We start from the raw sequence: 26,833 nt of genomic DNA on the forward strand, positions 1-26,833 counted from the left end.
TTTATTTTTTTAATGTAAAATAGAATGTTGTACCCGCTTCAACCTGACTATCTAACCAAATTTCACCCTCGTGTAACTCGACAATTTTTTTAACTATAGACAATCCTATTCCTGTAGATTCTTTACTTTTATTTAAAGCGTGAAAGATTTTAAATATTTTATGATGGAATTTTTTATCGATTCCAACCCCATTATCTTTTATAGAAAATTTATAATGGGTGTCTATGTCTTCAAAATCAATCTCGATATACCCAGTCTCCTTTTCAATAAATTTGATGGCATTACTTATTAGGTTTTGAAAAACCTGTTGCAGTTTCGTTTTATTACCAACTACAATGGGTAAAGTATTTAATACCCGCACCTGGATATGCTCTGGCACGTAAAATAATTGAATGACATCTGCGACCATTTTTTCGAGATCGACATGGGTTGTAAGATTTTCCTCGGAACCAATACTAGAATATTCCAAAACATCTGTAATTAGTTGTTCCATTTTTTCTAAAGTATCTTCTATAAGCGCAAAATTTTGCAGACTCATATCATCCAGCTTTCCTACATTATCGGACTTTAACCATGAGACTAATGCATTTATACTACGTAAAGGCGATTTTAAATCGTGAGAGACCACATGGGCATATTCATGTAACTCATCATTACTTTTTTCTATTTTTTTTAATAAGTGTTCTTTTTGGAGTTGCAGGTTTTTAATATCTGTAAAATCAAAATTCACACCAATTGACCCAGATATATTACCTTTTAAATCGTAATTGGGTGCTGCACTTACCAGCCAATATTTAATTTTGCCTTGTTTATTTTTAATTCGCAATTCGTAAGAATCTGTTTTACCTTGTTTTCGTTCAGAAACTTTAGTTTTCAAAATATCTCTATCGGCTTGAGAAGGCAATAAATCTTTCCCCTTAACACCTATAAGCTCTTCTTTGGAATAACCAGTCATATCTATAAAACTCTGATTCACCATTAAAATCCGATCTTGTTTATCGAGCTCTACCAACCCTAAATTCATATTAGAAATTATGCTGGAATACTTTTGTTTTTCGGCTTCTAAACTTTTACTATATGTTCGGTTTAAGGTGACATCTTTAAAGGTCCACAGATATCCTTTCGACACACCTTCTTCTACAATTGGCAGGTAATCACGTTCTAAAATCTTGCCATCAATCATTTCTAATTCATCGCCTAAAACGGTTTCCTTTTTATCGTCTATATCACGCATACGTTTTAAAAACGCTTCCGGATCCTTAAATGAAACACTATTTTGTTCGGCAGCTGTTTTACAGTTCTTCCCAATTAAATCTGTAGGCGACACATCGATATTAAATAGTTGTGTAAACTTTTTATTAGTCAGCACAATGCGTCTATTTTCATCTTCCAAAACAACACCACTGTCTAAATTAAGAATTAATGTGGCTAATCTATTTTCGGACTCTCTAAGCCTGTTTTCACTCGCTTTCTGCTTAGTTATATCCCTAACAATTCCTTGTGCAGCAACCGCAACGCCTTGATCGTAAATTACACTAGCATTAATATGCACTAAAATATGCCTATTATTTCCCGTTATAATCTTAACATGAAAGTCCGTTAAAATACCATCTCTAAATAAGTTTTCAAACGATATTTTAACCCGTTCGATTTCACTAGGATGCACCATCTTAATCAGATTAAAATACTCATCTTTATATGTATAACCAAGTAAATCTTCTGCGGCATCATTCATTTTCAAAATATTACCTACCAAATCGATAATGACATAAGAGTCTACAATATTTTCGAAAACCCCTTGCAACTGAGAATCTGTTCTGGTTAATAATGCTTCTAAATCTTTATTAGATTTTTGTAATTTTTGATTGACCTCGTAAAGTTCGGCTGCTTTATTTTCTAATATTTTCTCCGCTTGTTTTCTCGCAGCACGTTCCCGTTCAAGCGCACGTTTTAATATATCGATTTGCTGCTGACTCATTAGTTCTTCTGAATTATAAACTTAACTTCGGTACCATCTTTTTTAATTTTTTCAAGCTGAATTGTAGCAGTTGAATTAAAATGCTCAAAAGTTTTATTCATTAATCCCAATCCGAAATAATGCATAGATTTGCTAGATTTATAAATCATTACCAGCGAATTTTCTGTTTTCTCTATCACTTCAAAATTAGGTAATTCTGCATCTGGATAGATTTTTCTAACTTCTATATGAATATGATTTTCTATAGAGGCTAACATCTCTATAGGGTCTTTGTAAGAATCAATTAACCCTGGATAACTTTCTGCTAATACAGCAAAAAAATGTTCAGCATATACGAGTAATAAATCGTCTATAGAAATATTTGTATTTTGACTTAAATGCTGTAAAAGTTGAAGCATTTCTGAAAACTGATATGTACCTACAGAGGTGTAAACACCATTAGACTCTAAATTAGATTCGGTTATAATTTTATCGACCATTTCTAATCCAAATTTAGCCTCTACTAAATCCAAAAACTCAGTAAATACGATACCTTTCATATTACATTTTCTTTAATTCATTAATACTCCAATATCCTAATAATTTTTCAATTTTTGAAACATATTCCTCATATTTTAAAGGCTTAAGCACATAACCTGCTATGCCAATTTCGTAACATGCTAATAAATCACGCTGATTGCTTGACGTGGTCAGGATTATTGTAGGAACATATTTTAAAGTAGGATCGTTTTTTAGAATACCCAAGAATTCGATACCATTTATTTTTGGCATATTTAAATCCAGTAATATAATGTCGGGTATATTATCTTTTTGTGCGAGTAAGTTTAACGCATCTTCACCATTATTGGCTTCTATAATTTTATGAGGTAATTCTAGCGATGAAATTGCCCTGTTTAATTTCATGACTTCAATCATGTCATCTTCTATTAATAATATTTTAAGCGTTTTCATTAACATACCATTTTTCTTAAAAAAAATAAAGATATTACTATTGCTTCAAACTGATTTGTCTTTTAGATAAGCTTTGTATTAATGTAGATGAATGGTCACTAAGTATAGACGAATGGTTTTATAGAAATATGCTAGTGTTCCATTTTGGACTAAAAACAATAAAAGAAGGCCCTAGATTATGCCCTTTTTTAATTCTCACAGACTTTTTACGTGAAGGCTTTAAAGTAGTGCCTATCCGTGTTTTCAAGAGTTTTACACGAGGTTATTGGCAATAAATTATTTTCAGAATGCGTTAATCATTAATCGATTTTAAAAACGAATAAAAAGGGAGAATTTAAAATCTATGCATACGAATTTCAGTCTCCATTTACCTTAGAGACAAAACTTTATACAAAAGCAAAACTCATTTAAGTCTAGTGTACTAAAATGAGTTTATAAATCGTAGGCCACAATCGCCGAACTAATTACACGAAACCCAGCTGTATCATCAGTCACATTATCAAATGCAGCATAATCAATCCAAACAAATCCGTTGTCTCCCCAAGCTTGCCCCCAAGAATTCACAACTTTAAAGGCATTATTTTCGTTTGAATATCCTACAACTAACATGGCGTGGCAAACGCCTTCTACATCATAATCGACGTCATGCTCTTGGTATTTTGTTAGGCCATTTTCATCTGTTTTACCGAATTCAGAATCTAAAAAGGTTGAAATTAAGACAGGAGTTTGATTATTTAGCAAGGTTTTCATTTCTAATACCATATTATCGCCACTTAAATACTTATAATCACTCATTTTATTTGGTTCGGCTTCTAAATCTTGATTTCCCGTAGGCTGAATATTACATGAACTATCTGAATAAGGAAATGATTCTAACGAAATTGCCCCCTTATCAATTAATAAATCTAAGGTGTTTTCGAATGAAGTACCTTCGCAAGTCCCCATCGTAATTTGATTATACGTATAAGCAGGACTCATGATATTATCCGGATTATAAGATAAATCACCTGATTCTAGATGCTCTTGAAATGATTTTAAATAGTAAGTTGCTGCCCAAGACACACAAGATCCTTGTCTCCCCTGGTCTCCTATTGGAGGAAGAAACGACGACAAATCTAAAACTTCGGGTAGAGTTGTTGGAATTACCAGTGCCTCTAACACTTTATCTTCATCAAAAACATAACTTCCATCTCCTGTACAATTAGAAGCTCCTGTAAAATATACCGTGCCATCTTCCGATGTAAATTGGGTCTCGGTAGACTCATAATCTATCGGATTTTGTTGCTCTACCGATAAATTATCATTAAAATCTGTAGCACAAGATGCCAATAAACAGGTTAATATTATACATATAAAGATTTGATTTTTCATGTTATGATATTTTTTAGCGTCTTGATTAGACAACGTATTTTTTAACTGAATTATTATACTTTCGTTAGCGCTCTCTTATGCCGAACAATAGATTTATGCAACATCTATTTTAATAATACGGAATGTAAGATGATAGGTCTACTTTTTTTTTGAGTGTCATCGCTCATGGTGTTATAACCAGAAAGTAAATATTTTGCATTATTTTCTGTAACAATAAACTCTATTATTATAAAAAGGATACTCATTCCAATTAAAAGATAAATCCTAGATAATGTTGTAGAAGCGTATTAGATCAGCCTATTTAACACCCTAAATTAGCAATTATTTTTCGATTATTCTCAAACTTTATTAATGTGCATTACGTAATAAAGAAGTCGCCTTAAACTAATTTCTGATTGTTTATCACCTATTGTATCAAATACAGAGATAGAAAATGAATTAAATTTAAGCCTTGATTTACTGGAAGAGAAATTACTGTAAATGGGTTTGAAAATTTCATATCAAACTGACTTGAAATAAACATAACGTGTTAATTGAAACTCAAATCTGACTAGAAAGTGCTTTAAACAACAACACAATATACGACCTATTGCACACCCAAATTTAGTTAAAAATGAACATTACAGAATGTGTTAAAAACAAAAAACACTGAAAATCAAAAGATTAACAGTGTTTTTGTTTAACCTAAAACTAGGTTAGTCGGGGTGGCAGGATTCGAACCTGCGGCCTCCACGTCCCAAACGTGGCGCGATAACCGGGCTACGCTACACCCCGAAAAATTATCGAGGTGCAAATATACATGTTTTATTCAAAAATCAACTATATTTTTTAGTAAATTGTAACTAAATTTTAAAATAATTATCATGACCTACATAAAGCGCTTGTTATCAATAGTTTTATTTCTTCATTTTACAGCTTGTGCCCAAGATAAAAAATCATCTTTAAACGATTATGCCTTCGAAACTATAGTTTCCGACCTAAATAATCCTTGGGGGTTTGTGTTTCTTCCTGACTCGTCTATGCTTATAACAGAGAAATCTGGTGAATTAATTCATTTTAAAGATGGTAAGAACATTAATATTTCAGGATTACCTGCAATTAAACAATTAGGACAAGGTGGATTATTAGATATTGCTTTACACCCTAATTATAAAGATAATGGTTGGATTTATTTCACTTACGCTTCTGCAGAAGGAGCAGGTTCTGGTGCAAATACGGCACTTATGCGAGCAAAAATCAGTAATAACACTCTAACTAATAAAGAACTCCTTTATAAGGCAACTCCAAACTTTAGCGGTGGTAATCATTTTGGTTCTCGTATTATTTTCGATAAAAACAATTACCTATTCTTTAGTATTGGAGAACGTGGTGAGCGCGACGAAAATCCTCAGGACATCACCAAAGATGGTGGTAAAATCTACCGCTTAAACGACGATGGATCTATTCCGAAAGATAATCCATTCGTAAATTCTCCAAATGCTAAAACAGCCATTTATTCTTACGGACATAGAAATCCGCAAGGCATGATTATGAATCCGGTAACAAACAAAATTTGGGCACACGAACATGGTCCAAAAGGCGGAGATGAAATTAATATTATATCGGCTGGAAAAAATTATGGTTGGCCATTAGTCACTTTTGGTATTAATTATTGGGGAACTTCGATTACAGATTACACAGAAAAAGAAGGTATGGAATCACCAATTCATCACTGGACACCGTCTATTGCGCCTTCAGGGATGTGTTATGTAACCAGTGATAAATATGCCGACTGGAAAGGAAATGTATTAGTAGGCTCTTTAAAATTTCAATATGTAAACCGTTGTATTTTAAAAGGAAATAAAGTTGTAAAAGAAGAAAAACTATTACAAGATATCGGGCGTGTTCGCTCTATTGTCCAAGGTCCTGACGGTTATATTTACGTAGGTGTAGAAAATCTTGGAATAGTTAAAATTATTCCGAAGAATTAGCCTTAAATTTGTCCATTCATAAAACAAAAAATCAATGCTCATTATAGGCCTTACAGGAGGAACAGGTTGTGGAAAAACAACTGTTGTAAATCAAATTTTAAATGAACTTCCAGACGCGGAAGTTGGTATCATATCACAAGATTCCTATTATAGCGAGACCTCTCACCTATCCTATGATGAACGAAAATTAATAAATTTTGACCACCCAAAATCTATCGATTTCGATTTATTAGTCAAACATTTAAAACAACTTAAGGCAGGAAAACCAATCGAGCAACCCGTCTATTCTTTTGTAAAACACAACAGGACTGGCGATACCATTTTAACACATCCTAGAAAAGTAATGATTGTCGAGGGGATTTTAATATTTACACACCCCGACATTCGTGATTTATTCGATATTAAAATATTTGTTCATGCCGATAGTGACGAACGATTAATTCGTAGATTAAAGCGGGATATTGCTGAACGTGGCCGTGATATGGATGAAGTTTTAAACCGTTACCTGACCACTTTAAAACCCATGCACCAACAATTTATCGAACCTATGAAAGAGTATGCGGACATTATAATTCCGAATAATAAATTCAATACGGTTGCTATAAATATCGTTCGTACCATTATTAATGAAAAACTATTATAACGTTGAAATTTTTCAATAATAAATATATAAAACCCTTTAAAAATCCCTTTGTTATTCCAGGGATTGGCTTTGCTATTTGGATGTTATTCTTCGATAGTAATTCGTATTTAATTCATAACGAATTGAATAACGACATCGACGATCTTAACAAGCAAAAAGAGTATTATATAAACGAAATTACGAAGGATCGCAAAGCGTATAAAAAACTAAATACCGAAGACGGTCTTGAAAAATTCGCTCGCGAAACCTATTATTTAAAGCGTGAAAAAGAGGATATTTACATTATAGAATACGAAGACAGTTTAAATATAGAATCTGATGAGTAACACAAATTTGTTTGAAGAATTTAATTCGGTATCGGCAAAAGCGTGGAAACAAAAGATTCAATTCGATTTAAATGGAGCCGACTATAACAAGACGCTTATTTGGCATTCGAACGAAGACATTAACGTTAAGCCTTTTTACAGCAAAGAAGATTTAAAAGCGATTCCATTCAATTTTAAATCTCCTTCAAACACGTTTAAAATTACGCAAACGATCTATGTTAATTCGGAAGAGAAGTCTAATGATTTAGCTCTAATTGCATTAAAAGATGGTGCCGAGGCTCTAGCTTTTAATATTGCTACCGAACACTGTGATTTAAGCAAATTATTTCAAAACATAGATCTACATCTTGTACCAATCTATTTCGATTTACAATTCTGTTCTTCAAAATTTATTGAGCAATTAGAATTAATGGCCTCTGAAATTAAGGCTTCTTTTTATGTGAATTTCGATATTATCGGACATCTTACTGAAGATGGAAATTGGTACGCTACTCTTAACGCCGATCATAAAGCATTGGAAACTGTTTTAAAAAATAGCGCCCATTTAAAAAGTAGTGTGAGTGTAAATCTTGGTCTTTATCAAAATGCAGGAGCTACAATTACACAGCAACTCGCCTATGGTTTGGCACACGCCAACGAATATTTAAATCGTTTTTCAGATGTGTTTAAAACTGAAATAACGTTTAAAGTTGCCCTGGGTCCTAATTACTTTTTCGAAATCGCGAAGCTTCGTGCTTTGCGTATATTATGGCATACACTGGCTTCAGAATATAACGTGAATACCAAATGCCATATTATTGCTAGTCCATCGCAACGTAACAAAACAATTTACGATAGTAAAACAAACATGTTACGAACGTCTACAGAATGTATGAGTGCTATTTTAGGTGGCGCAGATAGTATTTGCAATATAGCATTCGATTCGCTCTTTCATAAAAACCATACGTCTGGAGAACAAAAAGCAAGACAGCAATTGGTGATTCTAAAAAACGAAACTGATTACAGCAAAATAAATAATCCTGTTGATGGTTCTTATTACATAGAAACCTTAACCCATCAATTGTCAGAAAAATCCTTAGACTTGTTTAAAGATTTGGAAGCTCAAGGTGGATTTTTAAAACTATTGAAAGCCGGTTTAATTCAGAAGAAAATTAAAGAGAGTGCGCAAAAAGAACAGGACCAGTTTGATGCTGGGCAGATATCTTTAATCGGGACCAATTCACATATAAATTCTGAAAACCGCATAAAAGATCAATTGGATTTATATCCTTTTGTAAAACAAAACCCGAGGAAAACGTTATTAGAACCAATAATCCCGAAACGTTTAGCAGAAAACTTAGAACAATACAGATTGAAATCTGAAAAATAGTATATCCAAAATTTAACATGAGTAGAAAAGATCTACAACATATCACTTTAAATTACGCAGAAAATCAAGCTATCCATATTAATAATGAAGCTAATTTTTGTGCAGAACCACATACTAAAATTTCAAGCGATTCTGAATCTGATTTTGAGTCTGGAGCTGGTTTTGCACCTTTTTTACGAGGTGTTTCATCTACGATGTACATTAGAGCACCTTGGGATATACAGCAATCGGCACGCCTAAATACAATTACAGAATACAACGCTTTTTATAAACGTAATTTCAAAGCAGGACAGCGTCATTTTTCATTAGACTTTAATTGTAATCGTAATGAAACGCTTCGCGTGGACACTCTCGATCAATTTAAATCCGTTTTTAAAGATATTCCTTTAAACGCCATTACTATTTCTCTTAAGAACGATGCAAATGTATTGGCTAATTTGGCTTTTTATTTTGCAACTGTAGAAACTCAAGGCCTGGATCTTAATAACGTAAAGGGGACTTTTGAAGTTGATGTTTTAGAAAATTTGAATCTTCTAAATAACACCGAAAATTCTGAACATTCCATTTCAGACATCTTAGAACTTACTAAAACAGAGGCTCCTCATTTTAACGTCATTTGTATTTGTAACGATTCTTCAAAACATTTAAGCTTAGAAACAGAACTAGCATTAATGCTGATTTCAGGAAATAATATACTAAAAAAAGGAATAGATTCTGGCTTAAAAATAGATCACATCACCCCTAGCCTATCTTTCAATTTTGAGATTGGTTTGAATCATTTTAATGAAATTTCGAAACTTCGAGCTGCTCGATTGTTATGGGCAAAAATTGTAAAATCGTATCATCCTAAAGACGAGAAATCGCTTGCATTACATATACATTGCAAAACAAAAACCACTGATCCCAAGAATTTAAATTCAGAAAATGCGGTGACTAAAGCGACTATCGGAGCGCTTGCTTCTATCTTTGGAGGCACGCAAAGTTTAAAAACACAATCTGTAATTTCGTCAACTTTAGAATCCGAACGTTTGGATAAAAACATACAGCTGTTTTTACAAAAAGAAACACAAATCACAAAAACGGTCGATCCTTGGGCAGGCAGTTTTTATGTTGAAAAACAAACTCAAGAACTCGCTAAAAAAGCGTGGTCTATTTTTGAAGCGTATCAAAACACAAATAAAATTCCTGAAGACATACAATCAGCATTACTTCAATTTGAGGCACATGATTTAGAATACGCAAATGTAATTCAGACTTTGAATCCATTACCAATGAACCGAGATGACGATACGGTTGCAGATTTACTTTCAAAATTAACAGAAGCTTCTAAAAACAATGATAAAAATCGATTAACTTTAGCTATTAAAGCCGTAAAATCTAATGCTACTTTTAGTGAGATTTGTAAAGATATAAATTAAGTTTCGGTATGAAAAGTGAGGCAAATGTAGAAATCACATCCGTTTTAAAAGCAAAAACTCTTGCAAATACCTTTGCAGCACAAGAAGGTAGACGTCCGCGATTATTACTTTCTAAAATCGGACAAAATAATCATGAACAAGACACCAAAATTATTGCGGTTGCCTACGCCGATATAGGTTTCGATGTAGATCTAGGTCCGTCATTCCAATCGGCTACAGACATTTCAAAACAAGCCATAGAAAACGATGTACATGCACTTCATTTATCCTCATTAACCCACGAAACCATTCATACGGTTTCAGAAATTATTGCATCACTTTCACATTACGGTTGCGAGTATATTTTACTGATTGTAGATGGAGATCAACTAACTGATTTAGATTACAAAACCTTAACTGATATTGGAGTACATATTATTATGAAATCTAGCGATAACATAAGTGATACTGCGATACAAATGCTAACACTCCTAATTACATAAAACAAATATCTTACGGTTTCTTAAATAAATTTTCAGACACTATTTCTAACGAAGCATTCCTGTTAATTTATATAGTATTATAGTTAATTTGAAACCCAATTTTAGATACTTTTATTTTAAATTACGCAAACATGGACAATCAAACCGTTTCAACATCACGAACTCAAACTATTTTTAGAATTATTTTAGGGTCTATTATGGTTTTAGCAGCAATTGGACACCTAACATTTCAACGTGACGAATTCCAAGCTCAAGTCCCAAATTGGATTCCATTAAGTAAGGATTTAGTCGTTATATTATCTGGATTGGTTGAACTTGGTTTTGGACTCTCCATGATATTTTGGAAAAAAGAACGTGTAAAAATTGGTATCGCTTTGGCACTGTTTTACATTTTAATTTTCCCCGGGAATATAGCACAATACATGAATGGAACAGATGCTTTTGGCTTAGATACAGATACTAAAAGACTAGTGAGGTTGTTTTTTCAGCCCGTATTAGTAATTTGGGCATTATGGTCCACAGATGCCTTAAGGTATCTCAAGAATAAATTTTAATCTATTATATATCTAGTTTCATCACCAATACATCTTTTATAAAATTGGTTTTACACTTCTAAAAAAGCTGTATTCTCAAGCTTGTCACACAACTGAATCTGATTGAAGAGCATCAATAGAAGTGGAACTTAAAGAGCACAACCTAACATTTAGTTAAATTGAGTACCGAAAATAAATCCGTAATAAAAGGGTTCATCTACATCTATAATTCTTTATCTTTAAAACAAAAATATCGGTCTATTTATTAGGGCTGAGCACTTAATTTTAATCATTCAAATATAAGTAGATTTTAATTCGGATAAATTTGTCCTTATTAAAATTTGTATCTATATTTGCATTATAAATAATATTTTATGTTTTCAAAAGCATGTGAATACGGTATTAGAGCTTCAATTTTTATAGCATTAAATTCTTTGGAAGAAAGACGCGTAAGTCCGAAAGAAATTGCGAAGGAAATTAACTCGCCGGAAGCTTTTACAGCAAAGATTTTACAAGCTTTAGCCAGAAACAATGTAATTAACTCTATTAAAGGTGCCCACGGTGGTTTTGAAATTACTAAAAGCAAAATTAAAACCATAAAATTAGCTGACATTGTAAACGCTATTGATGGAGACAATATATACAAAGGTTGCGGCTTAGGTTTGCATGAATGTAATGAGGATAAACCTTGCCCTATGCATGATAAATTTAAATCGGTGAGAGACCAATTAAGAGAGATGTTAGAATCTACAGACTTAGAATCTTTAGCACTAGATATAAAATTAGGGGAGACCTTTTTAAAACGATAAAAAAAATTTGCCTATAATTCGGACAAATTTATCCGAATTAAAAAATTAATTAAAAACAACTAACTATTAATTTGAATTATGAACAAAGAAAAAAAACTATGGATTCTTTTTGCAGCGGTTGTAATCTGCTCGTTTAGTGTCTTGGGATACTATGGATTTGAAATCTACCAACAATCTCCTCCAATTCCTAAGGCAATAGTCTCGGATACTGGAGAAACAATCTTTACGGAAGCAGATATACAAGACGGACAAAATATTTGGCAAAGTATTGGTGGTCAAGAACTCGGTTCTATTTGGGGTCACGGTGCTTATGTTGCGCCAGATTGGACAGCAGATTGGTTACACAGAGAGGCTGTTTATATTCTAGATGTTTATGCTGAAAATGATTTTAACAAACAATTCACCGACATTACAGATGAACAACAAGCTGCACTAAAAATTAGACTACAAAACGATGTTCGAAAAAACACGTTTAATGCGTCGTCTAATACCATTACCATCAGTCAGAATCGTGTTGCTGCTATTAACTATTTAAGTAATTACTACAAAGGATTATTCACTAACGATCCCGCTTTCGATAAATTAAGAGCAGATTATGCCATCCCTAAAAACACGGTTAAGGATGATGCGAAAATGCAGAAAATGAATGCCTTTTTCTTTTGGGCAACATGGGCAACAGTTACAGAAAGACCAAACAGTAACGTATCTTATACACATAACTGGCCAGCAGACGAACTTGTTGGAAATGCTCCAACTATGGATTTAATGGTATGGTCTGGAGTAAGTATTATTTTATTAATTCTATGTATTGGTGTTCTTGTATTCTATCATGTAAAATCTGGTGAAGATGAAGAAATGCCTCCTCCTGCCGAAGACCCTTTACTAAAACAAGGCATGACGCCAAGTATGCACCTAATTAAGAAATACTTTTGGGTGGTGACTTTATTAATGGTTTTACAAATGCTATTAGGTATTGTTACTGCACATTATGGTGTGGAAGGCGACGGGTTCTACGGCTTTGCTTTAGATCAGATTTTACCATATTCGGTAACACGAACTTGGCATACACAATTAGCTATTTTCTGGATTGCAACTGCATGGTTAGCCACTGGATTATACATTGCTCCTGCTGTCGCAGGGAAAGATCCTAAATTTCAAAAATTTGGAGTTAACTTCTTATTCTTTGCGCTACTTATTATCGTCCTTGGTTCTATGATTGGCCAATGGTTTGGAGTAATGCAAAAACTAAACTATTTAGAAAACTTCTGGTTCGGTCATCAAGGTTACGAATATGTAGACTTAGGTCGTTTCTGGCAAATATTCCTTTTTGTTGGCCTTATATTATGGTTAGCGTTAATGGTAAGACCTTTACTTCCGGTACTAAAACGTAAAACAGAAGAAAAGAATCTTATTATCATGTTCTTAATTTCTTGTACGGCTATTGCTTTATTTTATGCTTCAGGATTAATGTGGGGACAACACACAAACCTTGCGATTGCAGAATACTGGAGATGGTGGGTAGTTCACTTATGGGTTGAAGGATTCTTTGAAGTTTTCGCCACTGTAGTAATTGCATTCCTATTTGTGAGATTAGGTTTATTAAAAACCAAAACAGCGACTTTAAATGTGTTACTAGCAACTATTGTATTTATGTCTGGTGGTATCTTAGGAACCTTCCACCACTTATATTTCTCTGGAACACCAAAAGCAATTATGGCATTAGGAGCAACATTTAGTGCTCTTGAAGTTGTACCGTTAACCCTAATCGGATACGAAGCTTATCACAATTATAAATTATCGAAAGCCACAAAATGGATTGAAGATTATAAATGGCCCATTTACTTTATGATTGCTGTTGCATTCTGGAATTTCTTAGGCGCGGGAATCTTTGGTTTCATTATTAATCCGCCGATTGCACTATACTACATTCAAGGTTTAAATACTACGGCATTACACGCTCACACCGCATTATTCGGAGTTTACGGTATGTTAGGAATAGGATTAATGTTGTTTGTATTACGAAGCTTATACAGAAATGTAAAATGGAATAACAAGCTTATTAAAGTGTCATTCTGGTCGTTAAATATCGGATTATTAGCCATGGCCTTATTAAGCTTACTTCCAATGGGTGTTTGGCAGGCTATCGAAAGTATTGAACACGGTATGTGGTACGCACGTTCTTCGGAATTAATGCAAAACCCAAACATGATTACCTTAAAATGGATGAGAACCATAGGAGATGTGATCTTCGCAGTAGGAATAGTTTCTATATGTTGGTTCGTATTTGATTTAACACTAAAAAATAAAATAACACAAAACAATTAAAGCATAAGTATTATGGAAGATATAAAACAAAAACACATCGGAGCATTTGTTGCTGAAGATTTTAGAACTGCAGCTGTATTTACAAAATATGGAATCGATTTTTGCTGTAGAGGAAACAGATCTTTAGAAGATGTTTGTGAGAAAAACGGGATTTTAACGAGTGAATTAGTAGATAATTTAGAACACGTACTTAATTCTAAAACGGACCAATCTATAGATTATAAATCTTGGCCTTTAGATTTATTAATTGATTATATCGAGAAAAAACACCACCGTTATGTGGAAGAAAAATCGCCTATTATAAAACAATTTCTAGATAAGTTATGTAACGTTCACGGAGAAAGACATCCTGAATTATTTGAAATTAATGAGTTATTTACAGCTTCAGCAGGAGAGTTAGCTCAGCATTTAAAAAAAGAAGAAATTATTTTGTTCCCTTTTGTTAAGCGTTTAATAAAAGCTAAAGCAACAAACACACCTATTGAAGCCCCAGGGTTTGGAACCGTTAAAAATCCGATTGCAATGATGATGCAAGAGCACGATAACGAAGGTGTAAGATTCAGACAAATTGATGCTATTACAAACGGCTATACACCTCCTGCAGATGGATGTAATACCTATAAAGTAACCTTTGCAATGCTTCAAGAATTTGAGCAAGATTTGCATTTGCATATTCATTTAGAAAACAATATCCTTTTCCCTGCTGCAGAGAAATTGGAAAGTGAATTCTGTTAATATCTCAATTTAATATTTTAAATTCCGAAACATTAATTTTAATGATGTTTCGGAATTTCTATTGTATATAAAATGATTTCAAAAAAACTGGTCTTAGTTTGCCTTTTTAATTTCCTAGTTGCTGCTTTAATGGGGCTAACTATGCGATTTGCATTTGTTTCCTCTTTCGAATTTAACTACAGAAATTTAACTCATGCACATTCTCATGTTGCCATGCTTGGTTGGGTATATTTAATGCTTTATGTTTTTATAGTACACCATTTTATACCTAAAAAACAAAAGGTCTTTAATCGCCTATTTTGGATTACCGAAGTTGCCGTAATTGGTATGATGATAAGTTTTCCGCTACAAGGTTATGCCCTTTTTTCTATTAGTTTTTCTACACTGCATATTTTCTGTAGTTATTATTTTGCCTATCTCGTTTTTAAACATCAAAATATAGCCTCCAAACCTACTCGTGTATTATTAAAAACGGCGGTTATTTTTATGCTGATATCAACGCTTGGAGTCTGGTGTTTAGGGCCTGCAGTTGGATTATTAGGACAAGCCTCTGCCTTCTACCAGATCGCTATACAGTTCTTTTTACATTTTCAATTTAATGGATGGTTTTTAATAGGGCTATTGGGATTGTTTTTTCATTTTTTCAAGATAAAAGACAATACTATATTTAAGCCTTTTTATATTACATTGGTACTATCTACAGTTGGGACATTAGCATTGCCAATTAGTTGGTTTGCTCCTTTTCCTATTTTAAATTGGATAAATGGTTTTGCTATTATTTGCCAGATTACATGTTTTATTCTTTTTATTAAAATGTCTAACACAGGTATTCAAAAGCATTTAAAAGCGGTTCCTAAAGAAGCTAAATACTTATATTATTTTGCACTTATTTCGTTTGCAATAAAAATAGGTTTTCAAAGTGCATCCCTCTTCCCTTACATAGGTCTTATCGCGAAGCAAAATCATAATTTTGTTATTGGCTTTATTCATTTAACGATGTTAGGTGTTGTAACTGGGTTCCTATTCGCATATATCATTCAATCTAAAACAAGCTATAAAACATCCGTTTTTAATTATGGAGTTTACAGTTTTATTATAGGTTTTTTAGGTTCAGAATTCATATTGTTCTTTCAAGGCTTACGTTTTGTGTTCGGTATAGGACTGATTCCTAATTATTATCTTTTATTATTTATACTTAGTTGTTTTTTAGTCATAGGAATATCCTTTATCTTTATGAGTATATTATGCTCAAAAACAAACTATTATGACAACCAAAAAACCACTAAAGCGCCATAAATCTTTACAACCCCTAAGTAGGGATCACCATCATGGCTTATTGTTATCCTGGAAAATCAGAACAGGATTTAAGAAAGAAATTGAAATTGAACGTATAAAAGTGTATGCAGATTGGTTCTATATATCTCATTTAGTACCACATTTTGAAATGGAAGAGGCTCATGTCTTTTCTATTTTACCCGAAGATCATCCCTTAAGAAAACAAGCAATCAACGAACACAAAGAAATTAAAGAATTAGTAAGTAAAACAACTGATTTAGAATATAATTTGAACACGCTTGCAGATGTTTTAGAAGGACATATACGTTTTGAAGAACGTGTACTATTCCCAGAAATTCAATCTATTGCGACACCTGAAGAGATGGAGCATATTGATGACATACATTACGAACAAAATCTTAAGGAAAACACCACAGATCAATTCTGGAAGTAAATAATCAGTTAAAGACGTAGAATAATAATAGTTTCCAGAATATAAAATTGATGAAAAGTCCAGTACAATTCTGGCCTATTTAAATAGAAAAAGCGCTTCTAAGACTTAAGTTTTAGAAGCGCTTTCATTCGATATACGACACATTACATTTCGCTAACCGCTTGTTCTATATTTTCAACGGTTTCATCGGAGTTTACACCTAAACCTTCTTGTTGAAACACCAATTCGCCAGCCTCATTAAACACACTAATAATATTTGAGTGAGAGAAATCCATAGGCGTTATCTCTTTATATTTCACAGCTAAAACAGCGGCAAATTCTCGTGTATTTTGTGCTGTAGAACGTAAGAATATCCATGGTGCTTCATCCATGAAATTTTCCTTGGCAAAGGCTTTTAAACGTTCTGGAGTATCTGTTTCGGGGTCTATACTTACAAAAATCATTTTGACTTTACCTTTTGTATCCTCTGGTAACCGTTTTTCTATATTTCGCATATCGGCAACCAATCTTGGACAAGCAGCTTTGCAGGTGGTATAAATCATGACCATGACCAATACATCTCCTTTTAAATCTTTAAGTTGAATATCCTCACCATCTTGATTAGTCCAAGTAGATGGTAAATTATAAATAGACATGTCTGAAATCACATCCGATTTCTCAACCTTTTCTGCAGTCTCTGTTGTTGCTTCTGACTTCGTATTATTTTTACAAGACACGAATCCAAACACTAGTAAGCCAAAAATTAAAAATACTTTTCTCATAATTATATGTTTTAAGGTAAAGGCACATCTTTAACGCATCTAAAACCTAAATTTTTAATACTATATCTCGCAGTAATACTTCCTCTAAAAGCATAACGCATAAACGCAGCATAGTTCATTAAATCGGTTGCTCCAATAGCAGCACTTCCACAAAATAAATTCGAATCCTTATCGACATCTTTTCTAGATTCACCAGTAATTAAAATGGAATTAAAATCGGATGTCCATTCCCAAACCAATCCGTGTAAATCTGAAACGCCCCAATAATTCTTAGGGTTTCGTCCCACTTCATACATACTTGTACCGGGCGCTTCATACCAAGACAAAATCTTCTGATTATACGTTTCTTTTACACGAGCATCTGCTAATTCTTCATCAGACATCGCGACATACTCCCACTCATCAACCGTTGGCAATCGCTTCCCCTGACATTCGCAATATTTACTCGCGGCAAACCAAGATATATAGGTTATAGGACTTTTAAGTTTTTCAGAATCATTTAAAGTAGTATCGTTCTTCCAGTTTCTTAAATAAGTGCCATCTGCGAACAGTTTTTTAGCTTTAGATTTTTGCCATTCAGGATATTTTTTAACAAAATCGACATACTGCTCGTTAGTTACAGGAAGCTTATCCATTAAAAAATCGGTGACTTTAACTAATGAAGAATCACGACCATAAAGGGGAATATAATTCCCCCCCTTAATCATAACCATATCTGTTGTTTGCGCAAGCATTATGGATTGCACAAGAAATGCCATACAAAACAATATAGATGTTCTTTTTAGCATAATTTTATTTTTAAATTATTTCTGATTTCTAACTTTATTAACCATCTCTGTAGTCACCACTTTTTTAGAATTCCCCCAACTATTATACACGTACGTTAATACATTTGCAATCTCGCTAGGTGATAAACTTTGTCTAGTCATAACACTGTTATATTTCTCTCCATTTACGGTAATTTCTCCCGTTAAGCCATGAAGTACAACCCCAATAGCACGATCCACATCTGCATTCAAATAATCGGATTTTGCTAAAGGTGGAAATGCGCCAGTTATACCTTGTCCTTCTGCTTGATGACAAGCGAAACATGTTTGCATATAGGCTTGTTTACCACGTTCAAGTTGTTCATCTAAAGATTCTACAGGCGTTTCTTCCACAACATTATTATTTTCAGGCATAGACTGGATACCACCACCTTCAGGCAAGTAAATATCGTCTCTTAATTCTCCTGAATAAATTTTCTTATCCTCTTCTCCTTCTACCTTAAGCATTCCTAAAGCCCCTTTATTAAAGGCTCTAAAAATAGAGTGATCTACCAGAATAAATGTCCCTGGAACATCTACTTTAAGCTCCACTATTGCAGCGCCTCCTGCAGGGATTAATGTGGTTTGTACATTATCGTTAATAAGGTCGCCGCCTTCCACATGCACACGATCAAATATTTCTCCAATTACGTGGAAAGACGATACTAAATTCGGTCCGCCGTTACCCACAAACAATCTAACCGTTTCTCCTACATTTGCAGTAATCGCATTATCTCCCGTTAGCGCACCAACTTTACCATTAAATACCACATAGTCTGCTCTCTCATCTATCGCTTTCTGCATATCGAAAGGTTGTAAACCACGATCACCATGGGCTCCTTTAGTATAGAAATCTCCTTGCATTAAGTAGTATTCTTTATCTACTGGTGCCAAACCACCTTCCGGTTCTACTAAAATAAGACCATACATTCCATTTGCAATATGCATTCCTACAGGTGCTGTTGCACAGTGGTACACATATAACCCTGGATTTAAAACTTTAAATGAAAAGACTTTTTCGTGTCCTGGTGCTACAAATGACGATTCTGCACCTCCACCTGGTCCATTTACAGCATGTAAATCGATGTTATGAGGTAATTTATTATCTGGATGATTTTTTAAATGAAATTCAACTTCATCTCCAACGCGAGTTCTAATGAAACTTCCTGGTACCGAACCACCAAAAGTCCAATACACATAGCTTACACCATTTGTCATTTCACCTTCCTGTTCAAGAATTTCCATATCTACTATAAGCTTCTTAGCTTTCCGAGAACCTACTGGTGTTGGCACGTGTGGTGGAGCTGTTAATTCTGCAATCATTTCCTGACTGACAGTAATATCTGCACTATTTTTTTGTTCGTTTTTTTCTTTTTTTGAACAAGATGCTAAAACGATACAAGTCAAGGCCAGCATGGCATGTCTCCAATTGAAGCATTGTTTTAAAAAATTTAGGTTAGTTTTCATGTGTTTTAATATTGATTGATTATTACTCGTTTTAAACATAAAAGACAAATTTGTCTTTTATAGTATCAAAAATAATATTTATTGCAAATATTAAATATGATAATTATCAGCTTATAAAGAATTGGTGCATAATTCATCTATGCTTTATAAATATTACATAATAGTAAACAAATAATAGTTATTTATTGATTCTATATTCAAAATAGATTTAATTTATAATTAGTATAACATAGGCCGAGTGCTATTCTTCAAAAAAATCAATTAATCTAGAATACAGTTATGCGGTATTTAGTTGATAATATTAAATCAGCATTTAAACTTTAAATTTAGTATGTAACACATTAATTATTAGCAACTGATAATCAATAACAAAGCAAACCAAATTAAAAAAGAAAAGGCACTTAACATTTGTTAACAAGTAACATTTTTAAAACTCATAAATAGTTGTATTTTTACATCTCATAAATTCAAATCATTAATGGGTAAAATCATTGCAATTGCAAATCAAAAAGGAGGTGTTGGAAAAACAACCACTTCCATTAATTTAGCAGCCTCTTTAGGGGTGCTTGAAAAGAAAGTATTGCTGATTGATGCCGATCCTCAAGCCAATGCCACTTCGGGATTAGGTATAGATGTTGAAACTGTAGAAATTGGAACCTACCAATTATTAGAACATACTAATACCGCTAAAGAAGCTATTCTGCAAACAGAAACTCCTAATTTAGATATTATTGCTTCCCACATTGACTTGGTTGCTATTGAAATTGAACTTGTAGATAAGGACGATAGAGAATATATGCTAAAACGTGCTTTAGCCGAAGTTAAAGACGATTACGATTTTATTATTATTGATTGCGCACCATCACTGGGCTTATTAACGCTAAATGCGTTAACTGCTGCAGATGCCGTAATTATTCCTATTCAGTGTGAATATTTTGCACTTGAAGGTTTAGGAAAATTGTTAAACACCGTAAAAAGTGTTCAGAAAATACATAATCCAGATTTAGATATCGAAGGCCTTTTATTAACCATGTACGACTCTCGCTTAAGACTTTCTAACCAAGTGGTAGAGGAAGTTCAAAAGCACTTTAACGATATGGTTTTTAAAACAATTATACAGCGAAATGTACGCTTAAGTGAAGCTCCAAGTTTTGGAGAAAGCATTATTAATTTTGATGCAAGCAGTAGAGGTGCTATTAACTATTTAAGTTTAGCCAAAGAAGTAATTAATAAAAACGCTTAGAAAAAACTATGGCGAAGGCAGTTAGAAAACAAGCATTAGGAAGAGGATTATCTGCATTATTAAAGGATCCGAGTAACGATATTAATTCGGTACAAGATAAAAATGCCGATAAAGTTATAGGAAATATAGTGGAACTAGAATTAAGTACAATTGAAATGAATCCGTTTCAACCGCGTACTAATTTTAACGAAGAATCACTGCGCGAATTGGCCTCTTCTATTAAGGAACTAGGAGTTATTCAGCCTATAACAGTACGTAAATTAAATTTTAACACCTACCAATTGGTATCTGGAGAACGTCGTATGAGGGCTTCAGAATCTTTAGGGTTAAAAACCATTCCGGCTTATATTCGTATTGCCAACGATCAGGAATCTCTAGAAATGGCTTTGGTTGAAAACATTCAACGCCAAGATTTAGATCCGATAGAAATCGCATTATCATACCAACGTTTAATCGACGAGATTAATCTAACGCAAGAACAAATGAGTGAACGCGTTGGTAAAAAACGTTCTACCATTGCAAATTATTTACGCCTTTTAAAACTAGATCCAATTATTCAAACAGGTATGCGCGATGGATTTATTTCTATGGGACATGGGCGAGCCATAATAAATATTGAAGATCAAAGTATACAATTAGATATTTACACTCGTATTTTACAACATAAACTATCGGTTAGAGATACCGAAAATTTGGTTCGCGATTATAACGAAACCAAAGCATTAGGAGATCAAAAACCAGAAAAAGCAGCACCGGAAACGCCTGTATTTGTTAAGAAAAGTATTCAAGACTTTTCAGATTACTTCGGACATAAAATTGATATTAAAGTCGCTAAAAATGGTAAAGGAAAAATCACGATCCCTTTTCATTCTGAAGAGGATTTTAATCGTATAAAAAAACTTGTACAGAGTGCAAAGTAAATTTTTAATATCTACCCTACTCTCATTTTTTTTCTGCTTAAATAGCCTCGCGCAAGAAAAGAGTAAAGAAGAAACCGCAGCTACAATTAAAACTGCGGACACTTTGGTTGTGGACTCCTCGGAGATTGTTGTCGCTACTGTAGACACGATTAATGCAACCGACTCACTAGCACTAAAAGAACCTGTAATAGAATCTCGTTTTATAGACCCTTTAGCGCCTGCACGTGCCGCATTTTATTCGGCCATTCTTCCTGGTTTAGGACAAGCATACAACAAAAAATATTGGAAAATCCCTATCGTATATGCCGCTATTGGTACAGGGGTTTATTTCTATATTGATAACAACAACGCGTATAACCGCTATCGCGATGCCTACAAACGTAGATTAGCAGGTTTTACAGACGATGAATATTATGGTCGTGTTTCTGATGACGGTTTAATAAACGCACAGGAACAATTACGAAGTAATAAAGAGTTGTCTTTGTTAATTACCATAGGTTTATATGTGTTAAATATTGTAGATGCGAACGTAGATGCGCACTTATTACAATTTAATATAGATGATAATTTATCGCTGGCACCACAATTTAATTACAACGAGATACAAGGCACCACAAATCTCGAACTTTCCCTTAACTTTAAATTTTAAAACATGAAGATTGCATTACTTGGATACGGTAAAATGGGTAAAACCATAGAACAAATTGCCCTTAAACGTGGCCATGAGATCGTAATTAAAGCGAGTATAGAAAATCCTGAATACGACATTACCAAAGCAGATATTGCAATCGATTTTAGTATGCCAAGTGCTGCTGTAGGTAATATCTCTAATTGTTTTAACAACGGCGTTCCTGTTATTTCTGGAACCACCGGTTGGCTAGAAGATTACGATAAGATGACGGCACTTTGTAATGAGAAACAAGGTGGTTTTATCTATGCTTCAAATTTCAGTTTAGGTGTAAATATCTTTTTTGAATTGAATAAAACACTAGCAAAAATGATGAGTAGCCTAGATCAGTACAACATATCTATGGAAGAAGTACATCATACTCAAAAATTAGATGAGCCTAGTGGAACAGCTATTTCCCTAGCAAACGATATTATTTCCGAACATAAAAGTTACGAAAAATGGGCCTTAAACACGCCTGAAACAGATACCATTCCCATTATTGCAAAACGTATTCCTGAAGTTCCAGGAACACATATTGTAACCTATAACAGTAGTGTCGACGCCATAACTATAGAACATAAAGCACATAACAGAGAAGGTTTCGCCTTAGGCGCTGTGGTTGCTGCCGAATGGTTACAAGGAAAAACAGGTGTTTTCAGTATGAAAGATGTGTTAAATATTGGTTAATAGCTTAAATTGCTGTTACATTATAAGCGCAATACATACTTATTAAAATATTCAGATTAATTCTTGTCACGAAGACACTAAGCAATACAAAGTAGATTATGACTCTAACTCAACTTTTCATTTTTTTTATAATTATCCAAATCTTACACGGATTAGGAACTTGGAAACTTTATGTAAAAGCAGGTAGACAAGCATGGGAAGCCTTTACCCCTGTTTACAACGCTATCGTTTTAATGAAAATTATAAAAAGACCTTGGTGGTGGACTATTTTACTCTTTTTACCCATTGTAAACTTAATTATGTTTCCTGTTGTTTGGGTAGAAACCGCTAGAAGTTTTGGCAAGAATAAGACAACAGATACGGTATTAGCCATAGTATCTTTTGGTTTCTATAATTTCTATTTAAACTATGTCGCAGATATAAAATATGTTGAAGATCGTAGCTTAGAACCTAGCACAAGTGCAGGCGATTGGATAAGCTCAATTTTATTTGCCATCGTTGCGGCAACTATTGTACATACGTATGTTATTCAACCATTTACGATTCCTACATCTTCTTTAGAAAAAACATTACTTATTGGTGATTTCCTTTTTGTAAGTAAATTAAATTACGGTCCGCGTATACCACAAACCACTTTGGCCTTACCAATGGTTCACGATTCGATTCCGAAGACTAAAATGAAATCTTATGTCGCCGACGATAATTTAGAAACTAAGGAACATTCTTGGAAAAACAAAACCTTATTGCCTTACTTAAGATTTCCTGGATTTCAAGACATAAAACACAATGATATTGTTGTATTTAACTGGCCTGTAGATACCGTTACAGACTTTTTTAGCACACCCGATCGTAATCATTGGAAACCAGTAGACAAAAAATCGAATTATGTAAAACGTTGTGTAGGTTTACCAGGAGACTCTCTTGAAGTTAGAAATGGTTTCGTATATATTAACGGCAAACAAAACGAATTACCCGACCGCGCGAAGCTTCAGTTTAGTTATTTAGTACAACCTAAAACACATCAATTTAATGCTAAGGAATTAGCCGATCGTTATGGTATTACAGATCGTTTTGGAATTATTAATGACAAGAACACTTATATGTTTATGTCGATTACAGACGAAGCGGCAGAACAATTTAAGAATCATCCTAACGTAGAAAGCATCACGCCTCTTAAGGAAGAAAAAGGCGTTAGAGATTCTAGAATTTTCCCTCAGAATCCAAATTACAATTGGAATAACGATTTCTTCGGACCTTTATATATTCCAGAAGCAGGAAAAACTATTCCTTTAAATGTAGACATGTTGCCACTTTACAAACGTGTAATTTCAGAATACGAAGGGAATACACTACAAGTTAAAGGGAATCAAATCCTTGTTAATGGTGTTGTTTCTGACACCTATACATTTAAGCAAGATTACTATTGGATGATGGGAGATAACAGACACAACTCGCAAGATGCTAGAGCTTGGGGATTTGTACCTTTCGACCATGTTGTAGGTAAACCTGTATTTATTTGGATGAGTTGGGACCAATACGGAAAACCACGTTGGGACCGTTTCTTTACGACTGTTGGAGGTAGCGGAGAGCCTGTATCTTACTTAATTCCTTCTCTAATTTTAATTGCGGGATTATTTGGATACAATACGTATAGAAAACGTAAAAAAGCAAATGCATAATCGGATTTCATGAGTTTGAATAGCCTTCTACATCCTACATATTTCCCTGATGTTGCACATATGGCTGCTATTGCGCAGTCCGATGTCGTGACCTTCGAAATGGATGATAATTTTGCAAAACAAACCTATAGAACGCGAACGTATATTTACGCTGCAAACGGAAAATTACTATTAAATATTCCTGTAATTTATACTCAAAAGAATCGTCAGAAATATCGTGATGTAAAAATTTCGAACACCGATAATTGGCAAAGTTTGCATTGGAAGTCTTTACTTTCTGCTTATAAAACCTCTCCTTTCTTCGAATATTATGAAGATGATTTACGTCCGTTGTTTGAAACCAAAGCAGACTTTATTTTAGATTTTAATTTGAAATGTTTCGAGACTATTTCTGAATGTCTTCAATTAGAAAAATCAATTCAGAAAACGGAAGAATTTAAACACGACATTGTTGATGCTTCAGATTTACGGTTTTTGGTTAATCCGAAATCAGATGTGAATTTTCAGAACGAAAAATATACGCAAGTCTTCGACGATAAGCATGGATTTATAAACAATTTAAGTGTTTTAGATTTATTATTTAATGAAGGACCAAACGCCTTAGATTATTTAGAAAGTCAAGATCTATCTTTATAATGTTACAGCCCGTTATACATTATGGCATTCACTTTTTAGGGCCATTAGCTATTGCATTATGGTTTTATAAACCACGATGGAAATACGCCTATCTTATCATGATTTGTGGTATGCTAATAGATTTAGATCATCTTTTAGCGACTCCAATATTTAGTCCAGGACGTTGTAGCATCAATTTTCATCCGCTCCACTCCTATTGGGCTATTGCAGTTTATATATTACTTTTACTTCCAAAGAAAACCCGACTTATCGGATTAGGACTAGTTATTCATATTATAGCAGATACTGTAGATTGTAGTTTAATGTAAACTCACTTTCGTCATTATAGGATAATGATCTGAATACTCTTCTTTAAAGGTTTTAAAACCGTTTATTTTAAAATCTTCATCTGCGAAAATAAAATCAATACGCACAGGGAAAAACTTAAAATTAAACGTCTTTCCAAAGCCAGAACCAGCCTCTCTAAACGTATCATTTAAATCGCCTTTAATTTTACGATACACGTACGAACTCGCTGTATTATTTAAATCTCCTGTAATAATCATTTTATAAGGGCAGCTGTTTTTATGCTCTAAAAACAGTTCGGTTTGATCTTGTTGCACTGCAAAAGATTTACCAATGCTTTTAAATAAGCGTTCCGAATCTTGTTTCTTTAAGGCTTCAACTTCTGTGTTTATTTTAAGAGATTGTAAATGTATATTGTAAATTCTAATGGTATCTTTTTCCTTAACAACATCTACATAAATAGCATTGTTTGTTGTATTTGGAAACCGAATAGAACCTTTATTTACAATAGGAAAATTTGAATATATGGCTTGACCAAGTTGCTTCTTTTCTCCAGCTAATTGTATGTAGTTATATTTATAAAATGAAAAATCGGCACTTTTATTATTCGGATGATATTCTTGTAAACATAAAATATCAGGCTGTTGTGAAGCCACAAACTTCGAAATCTCTAAGGCTGTATCTGTATTCGGAATCCAATCGTAAATATTAAAAAGCCTTACATTATAGCTCATAATAGACAAGTTAGCATCATTATCTACGGCTGTAGAACTTGAAAACCGATAGAGCGATCCCAAATAAAAATAGCCTATAACCACAACAATAATGGAAAGTATCATTTGTCGTTTTAGCTTTAACATCCAATATAGAGCGAACACCGCATTCACTATAATTAGGAAAGGAACAGTAAGACTTAAAACGGATAATATTGAGAATTTTTTAGGCGGAAAGAAAGGTAAAACATAGGATAATAGTAGTAAAGTCGCAAAAACCGAATTGATTAAAAAGATAAGTTTATCAATACCATTTAGCTTCTTCAT

28 protein-coding genes and 1 tRNA gene are annotated in these 26,833 nt (G+C 33.5%); 19 read left to right on the forward strand and 10 right to left on the reverse strand.

The window, feature by feature from the left end:
• Position 1: 1 nt before the first annotated feature.
• The 6 genes from ACFFVB_RS06725 to ACFFVB_RS06750 all read right to left on the reverse strand — a co-directional run bounded on the left by ACFFVB_RS06725 (position 2) and on the right by ACFFVB_RS06750 (position 5,074).
• On the reverse strand, positions 2-1,978 hold the full coding sequence (locus ACFFVB_RS06725) for a PAS domain-containing sensor histidine kinase (RefSeq protein ID WP_382381950.1): 1,977 nt from the start codon (positions 1,976-1,978) through the stop codon (positions 2-4).
• The gene (locus ACFFVB_RS06730; RefSeq protein ID WP_382381951.1) at positions 1,978-2,517 is read right to left on the reverse strand and encodes a heme NO-binding domain-containing protein; all 540 of its coding nucleotides are present in this window, start codon (positions 2,515-2,517) and stop codon (positions 1,978-1,980) included. Before ACFFVB_RS06730 ends, ACFFVB_RS06725 begins: the two co-directional genes overlap by 1 nt.
• A 1-nt stretch (position 2,518) precedes the next feature.
• Positions 2,519-2,929 (reverse strand): response regulator, encoded by a 411-nt coding sequence (locus tag ACFFVB_RS06735; RefSeq protein WP_382381952.1) that lies wholly within the window; start codon positions 2,927-2,929, stop codon positions 2,519-2,521.
• Between the two features lie 432 nt (positions 2,930-3,361).
• Positions 3,362-4,300: a C1 family peptidase gene (locus ACFFVB_RS06740; RefSeq protein WP_382381953.1), complete on the reverse strand. Its 939-nt coding sequence runs from the start codon at positions 4,298-4,300 to the stop codon at positions 3,362-3,364.
• Between the two features lie 104 nt (positions 4,301-4,404).
• Positions 4,405-4,545: a DUF3784 domain-containing protein gene (locus ACFFVB_RS06745; protein ID WP_382381954.1), complete on the reverse strand. Its 141-nt coding sequence runs from the start codon at positions 4,543-4,545 to the stop codon at positions 4,405-4,407.
• Positions 4,546-4,999: 454 nt separating this feature from the next.
• Positions 5,000-5,074, reverse strand: a tRNA-Pro gene (locus tag ACFFVB_RS06750).
• Positions 5,075-5,163: 89 nt separating this feature from the next.
• Between ACFFVB_RS06750 and ACFFVB_RS06755 the strand changes: the two genes are divergently transcribed.
• From ACFFVB_RS06755 to ACFFVB_RS06810, 12 genes are all read left to right on the forward strand, one after another.
• Positions 5,164-6,270, forward strand: a complete 1,107-nt coding sequence (locus ACFFVB_RS06755; protein ID WP_382381955.1) for a PQQ-dependent sugar dehydrogenase — start codon at positions 5,164-5,166, stop codon at positions 6,268-6,270.
• Between the two features lie 34 nt (positions 6,271-6,304).
• A complete protein-coding gene (gene udk, locus ACFFVB_RS06760) occupies positions 6,305-6,913 on the forward strand; it encodes a uridine kinase (protein WP_382381956.1) in 609 nt (202 codons plus the stop codon).
• A gap of 2 nt (positions 6,914-6,915) precedes the next feature.
• A complete protein-coding gene (locus tag ACFFVB_RS06765; protein WP_382381957.1) occupies positions 6,916-7,239 on the forward strand; it encodes an FtsB family cell division protein in 324 nt (107 codons plus the stop codon).
• Entirely contained in the window at positions 7,232-8,608 is a 1,377-nt protein-coding gene (locus tag ACFFVB_RS06770; protein WP_382381958.1) for a methylmalonyl-CoA mutase subunit beta, read from the forward strand. Before ACFFVB_RS06765 ends, ACFFVB_RS06770 begins: the two co-directional genes overlap by 8 nt.
• Positions 8,609-8,625: 17 nt before the next feature.
• Complete coding sequence (locus tag ACFFVB_RS06775) at positions 8,626-10,026, forward strand: methylmalonyl-CoA mutase family protein (protein ID WP_382381959.1); 1,401 nt, start codon at positions 8,626-8,628, stop codon at positions 10,024-10,026.
• An 8-nt stretch (positions 10,027-10,034) separates the two neighbouring features.
• Positions 10,035-10,508 carry a hypothetical protein gene (locus ACFFVB_RS06780; protein WP_382381960.1) on the forward strand — a complete coding sequence of 158 codons (474 nt, stop codon included), beginning with the start codon at positions 10,035-10,037 and terminating at the stop codon, positions 10,506-10,508.
• 131 nt (positions 10,509-10,639) lie between these two features.
• Positions 10,640-11,062, forward strand: coding sequence for a DoxX family protein (locus ACFFVB_RS06785; RefSeq protein ID WP_382381961.1), 423 nt, complete (start codon positions 10,640-10,642; stop codon positions 11,060-11,062).
• 353 nt (positions 11,063-11,415) lie between these two features.
• Entirely contained in the window at positions 11,416-11,850 is a 435-nt protein-coding gene (locus tag ACFFVB_RS06790; RefSeq protein WP_382381962.1) for an RrF2 family transcriptional regulator, read from the forward strand.
• Positions 11,851-11,928: 78 nt separating this feature from the next.
• Complete coding sequence (locus tag ACFFVB_RS06795; RefSeq protein ID WP_382381963.1) at positions 11,929-14,175, forward strand: nitric-oxide reductase large subunit; 2,247 nt, start codon at positions 11,929-11,931, stop codon at positions 14,173-14,175.
• Positions 14,176-14,187: 12 nt separating this feature from the next.
• Positions 14,188-14,910: an iron-sulfur cluster repair di-iron protein gene (gene ric / locus ACFFVB_RS06800; protein WP_382381964.1), complete on the forward strand. Its 723-nt coding sequence runs from the start codon at positions 14,188-14,190 to the stop codon at positions 14,908-14,910.
• A gap of 141 nt (positions 14,911-15,051) precedes the next feature.
• Positions 15,052-16,206 carry a hypothetical protein gene (locus ACFFVB_RS06805; protein ID WP_382381965.1) on the forward strand — a complete coding sequence of 385 codons (1,155 nt, stop codon included), beginning with the start codon at positions 15,052-15,054 and terminating at the stop codon, positions 16,204-16,206.
• A complete protein-coding gene (locus ACFFVB_RS06810; RefSeq protein WP_382381966.1) occupies positions 16,175-16,639 on the forward strand; it encodes a hemerythrin domain-containing protein in 465 nt (154 codons plus the stop codon). Before ACFFVB_RS06805 ends, ACFFVB_RS06810 begins: the two co-directional genes overlap by 32 nt.
• 143 nt (positions 16,640-16,782) lie before the next feature.
• Here ACFFVB_RS06810 and ACFFVB_RS06815 read toward each other — a convergent pair whose 3' ends face one another.
• From ACFFVB_RS06815 to nirK, 3 genes are read right to left on the reverse strand one after another with little or no spacing between them, the layout of a single operon-like run.
• Positions 16,783-17,400 (reverse strand): SCO family protein, encoded by a 618-nt coding sequence (locus ACFFVB_RS06815; protein WP_382381967.1) that lies wholly within the window; start codon positions 17,398-17,400, stop codon positions 16,783-16,785.
• Between the two features lie 11 nt (positions 17,401-17,411).
• A complete protein-coding gene (locus tag ACFFVB_RS06820) occupies positions 17,412-18,188 on the reverse strand; it encodes a formylglycine-generating enzyme family protein (RefSeq protein ID WP_382381968.1) in 777 nt (258 codons plus the stop codon).
• A 15-nt stretch (positions 18,189-18,203) separates the two neighbouring features.
• Positions 18,204-19,622, reverse strand: coding sequence for a copper-containing nitrite reductase (gene nirK / locus ACFFVB_RS06825; RefSeq protein WP_382382233.1), 1,419 nt, complete (start codon positions 19,620-19,622; stop codon positions 18,204-18,206).
• A gap of 529 nt (positions 19,623-20,151) precedes the next feature.
• Here nirK and ACFFVB_RS06830 point away from each other — a divergent pair.
• From ACFFVB_RS06830 to ACFFVB_RS06860, 7 genes are all read left to right on the forward strand, one after another.
• Positions 20,152-20,916 carry a ParA family protein gene (locus ACFFVB_RS06830; protein WP_382381969.1) on the forward strand — a complete coding sequence of 255 codons (765 nt, stop codon included), beginning with the start codon at positions 20,152-20,154 and terminating at the stop codon, positions 20,914-20,916.
• Positions 20,917-20,924: 8 nt separating this feature from the next.
• Positions 20,925-21,836 carry a ParB/RepB/Spo0J family partition protein gene (locus tag ACFFVB_RS06835; RefSeq protein WP_382381970.1) on the forward strand — a complete coding sequence of 304 codons (912 nt, stop codon included), beginning with the start codon at positions 20,925-20,927 and terminating at the stop codon, positions 21,834-21,836.
• Positions 21,826-22,485: a DUF5683 domain-containing protein gene (locus ACFFVB_RS06840; protein ID WP_382381971.1), complete on the forward strand. Its 660-nt coding sequence runs from the start codon at positions 21,826-21,828 to the stop codon at positions 22,483-22,485. Before ACFFVB_RS06835 ends, ACFFVB_RS06840 begins: the two co-directional genes overlap by 11 nt.
• Before the next feature lie 3 nt (positions 22,486-22,488).
• A complete protein-coding gene (dapB, locus tag ACFFVB_RS06845) occupies positions 22,489-23,193 on the forward strand; it encodes a 4-hydroxy-tetrahydrodipicolinate reductase (protein ID WP_382381972.1) in 705 nt (234 codons plus the stop codon).
• Between the two features lie 98 nt (positions 23,194-23,291).
• Positions 23,292-24,872 (forward strand): signal peptidase I, encoded by a 1,581-nt coding sequence (gene lepB, locus ACFFVB_RS06850; RefSeq protein ID WP_382381973.1) that lies wholly within the window; start codon positions 23,292-23,294, stop codon positions 24,870-24,872.
• A 15-nt stretch (positions 24,873-24,887) separates the two neighbouring features.
• Positions 24,888-25,508, forward strand: coding sequence for a WbqC family protein (locus ACFFVB_RS06855; RefSeq protein WP_382382234.1), 621 nt, complete (start codon positions 24,888-24,890; stop codon positions 25,506-25,508).
• Positions 25,508-25,816 carry a DUF6122 family protein gene (locus ACFFVB_RS06860; protein WP_382381974.1) on the forward strand — a complete coding sequence of 103 codons (309 nt, stop codon included), beginning with the start codon at positions 25,508-25,510 and terminating at the stop codon, positions 25,814-25,816. Before ACFFVB_RS06855 ends, ACFFVB_RS06860 begins: the two co-directional genes overlap by 1 nt.
• On the opposite strand, the gene ACFFVB_RS06865 is transcribed toward ACFFVB_RS06860, so the two are convergent.
• The gene (locus ACFFVB_RS06865; protein ID WP_382381975.1) at positions 25,808-26,833 is read right to left on the reverse strand and encodes an endonuclease/exonuclease/phosphatase family protein; all 1,026 of its coding nucleotides are present in this window, start codon (positions 26,831-26,833) and stop codon (positions 25,808-25,810) included. The genes ACFFVB_RS06860 and ACFFVB_RS06865 overlap by 9 nt on opposite strands.

The sequence above is a fragment of the Formosa undariae genome, assembly GCF_042427615.1.
Lineage (GTDB): Bacteria > Bacteroidota > Bacteroidia > Flavobacteriales > Flavobacteriaceae > Formosa > Formosa undariae.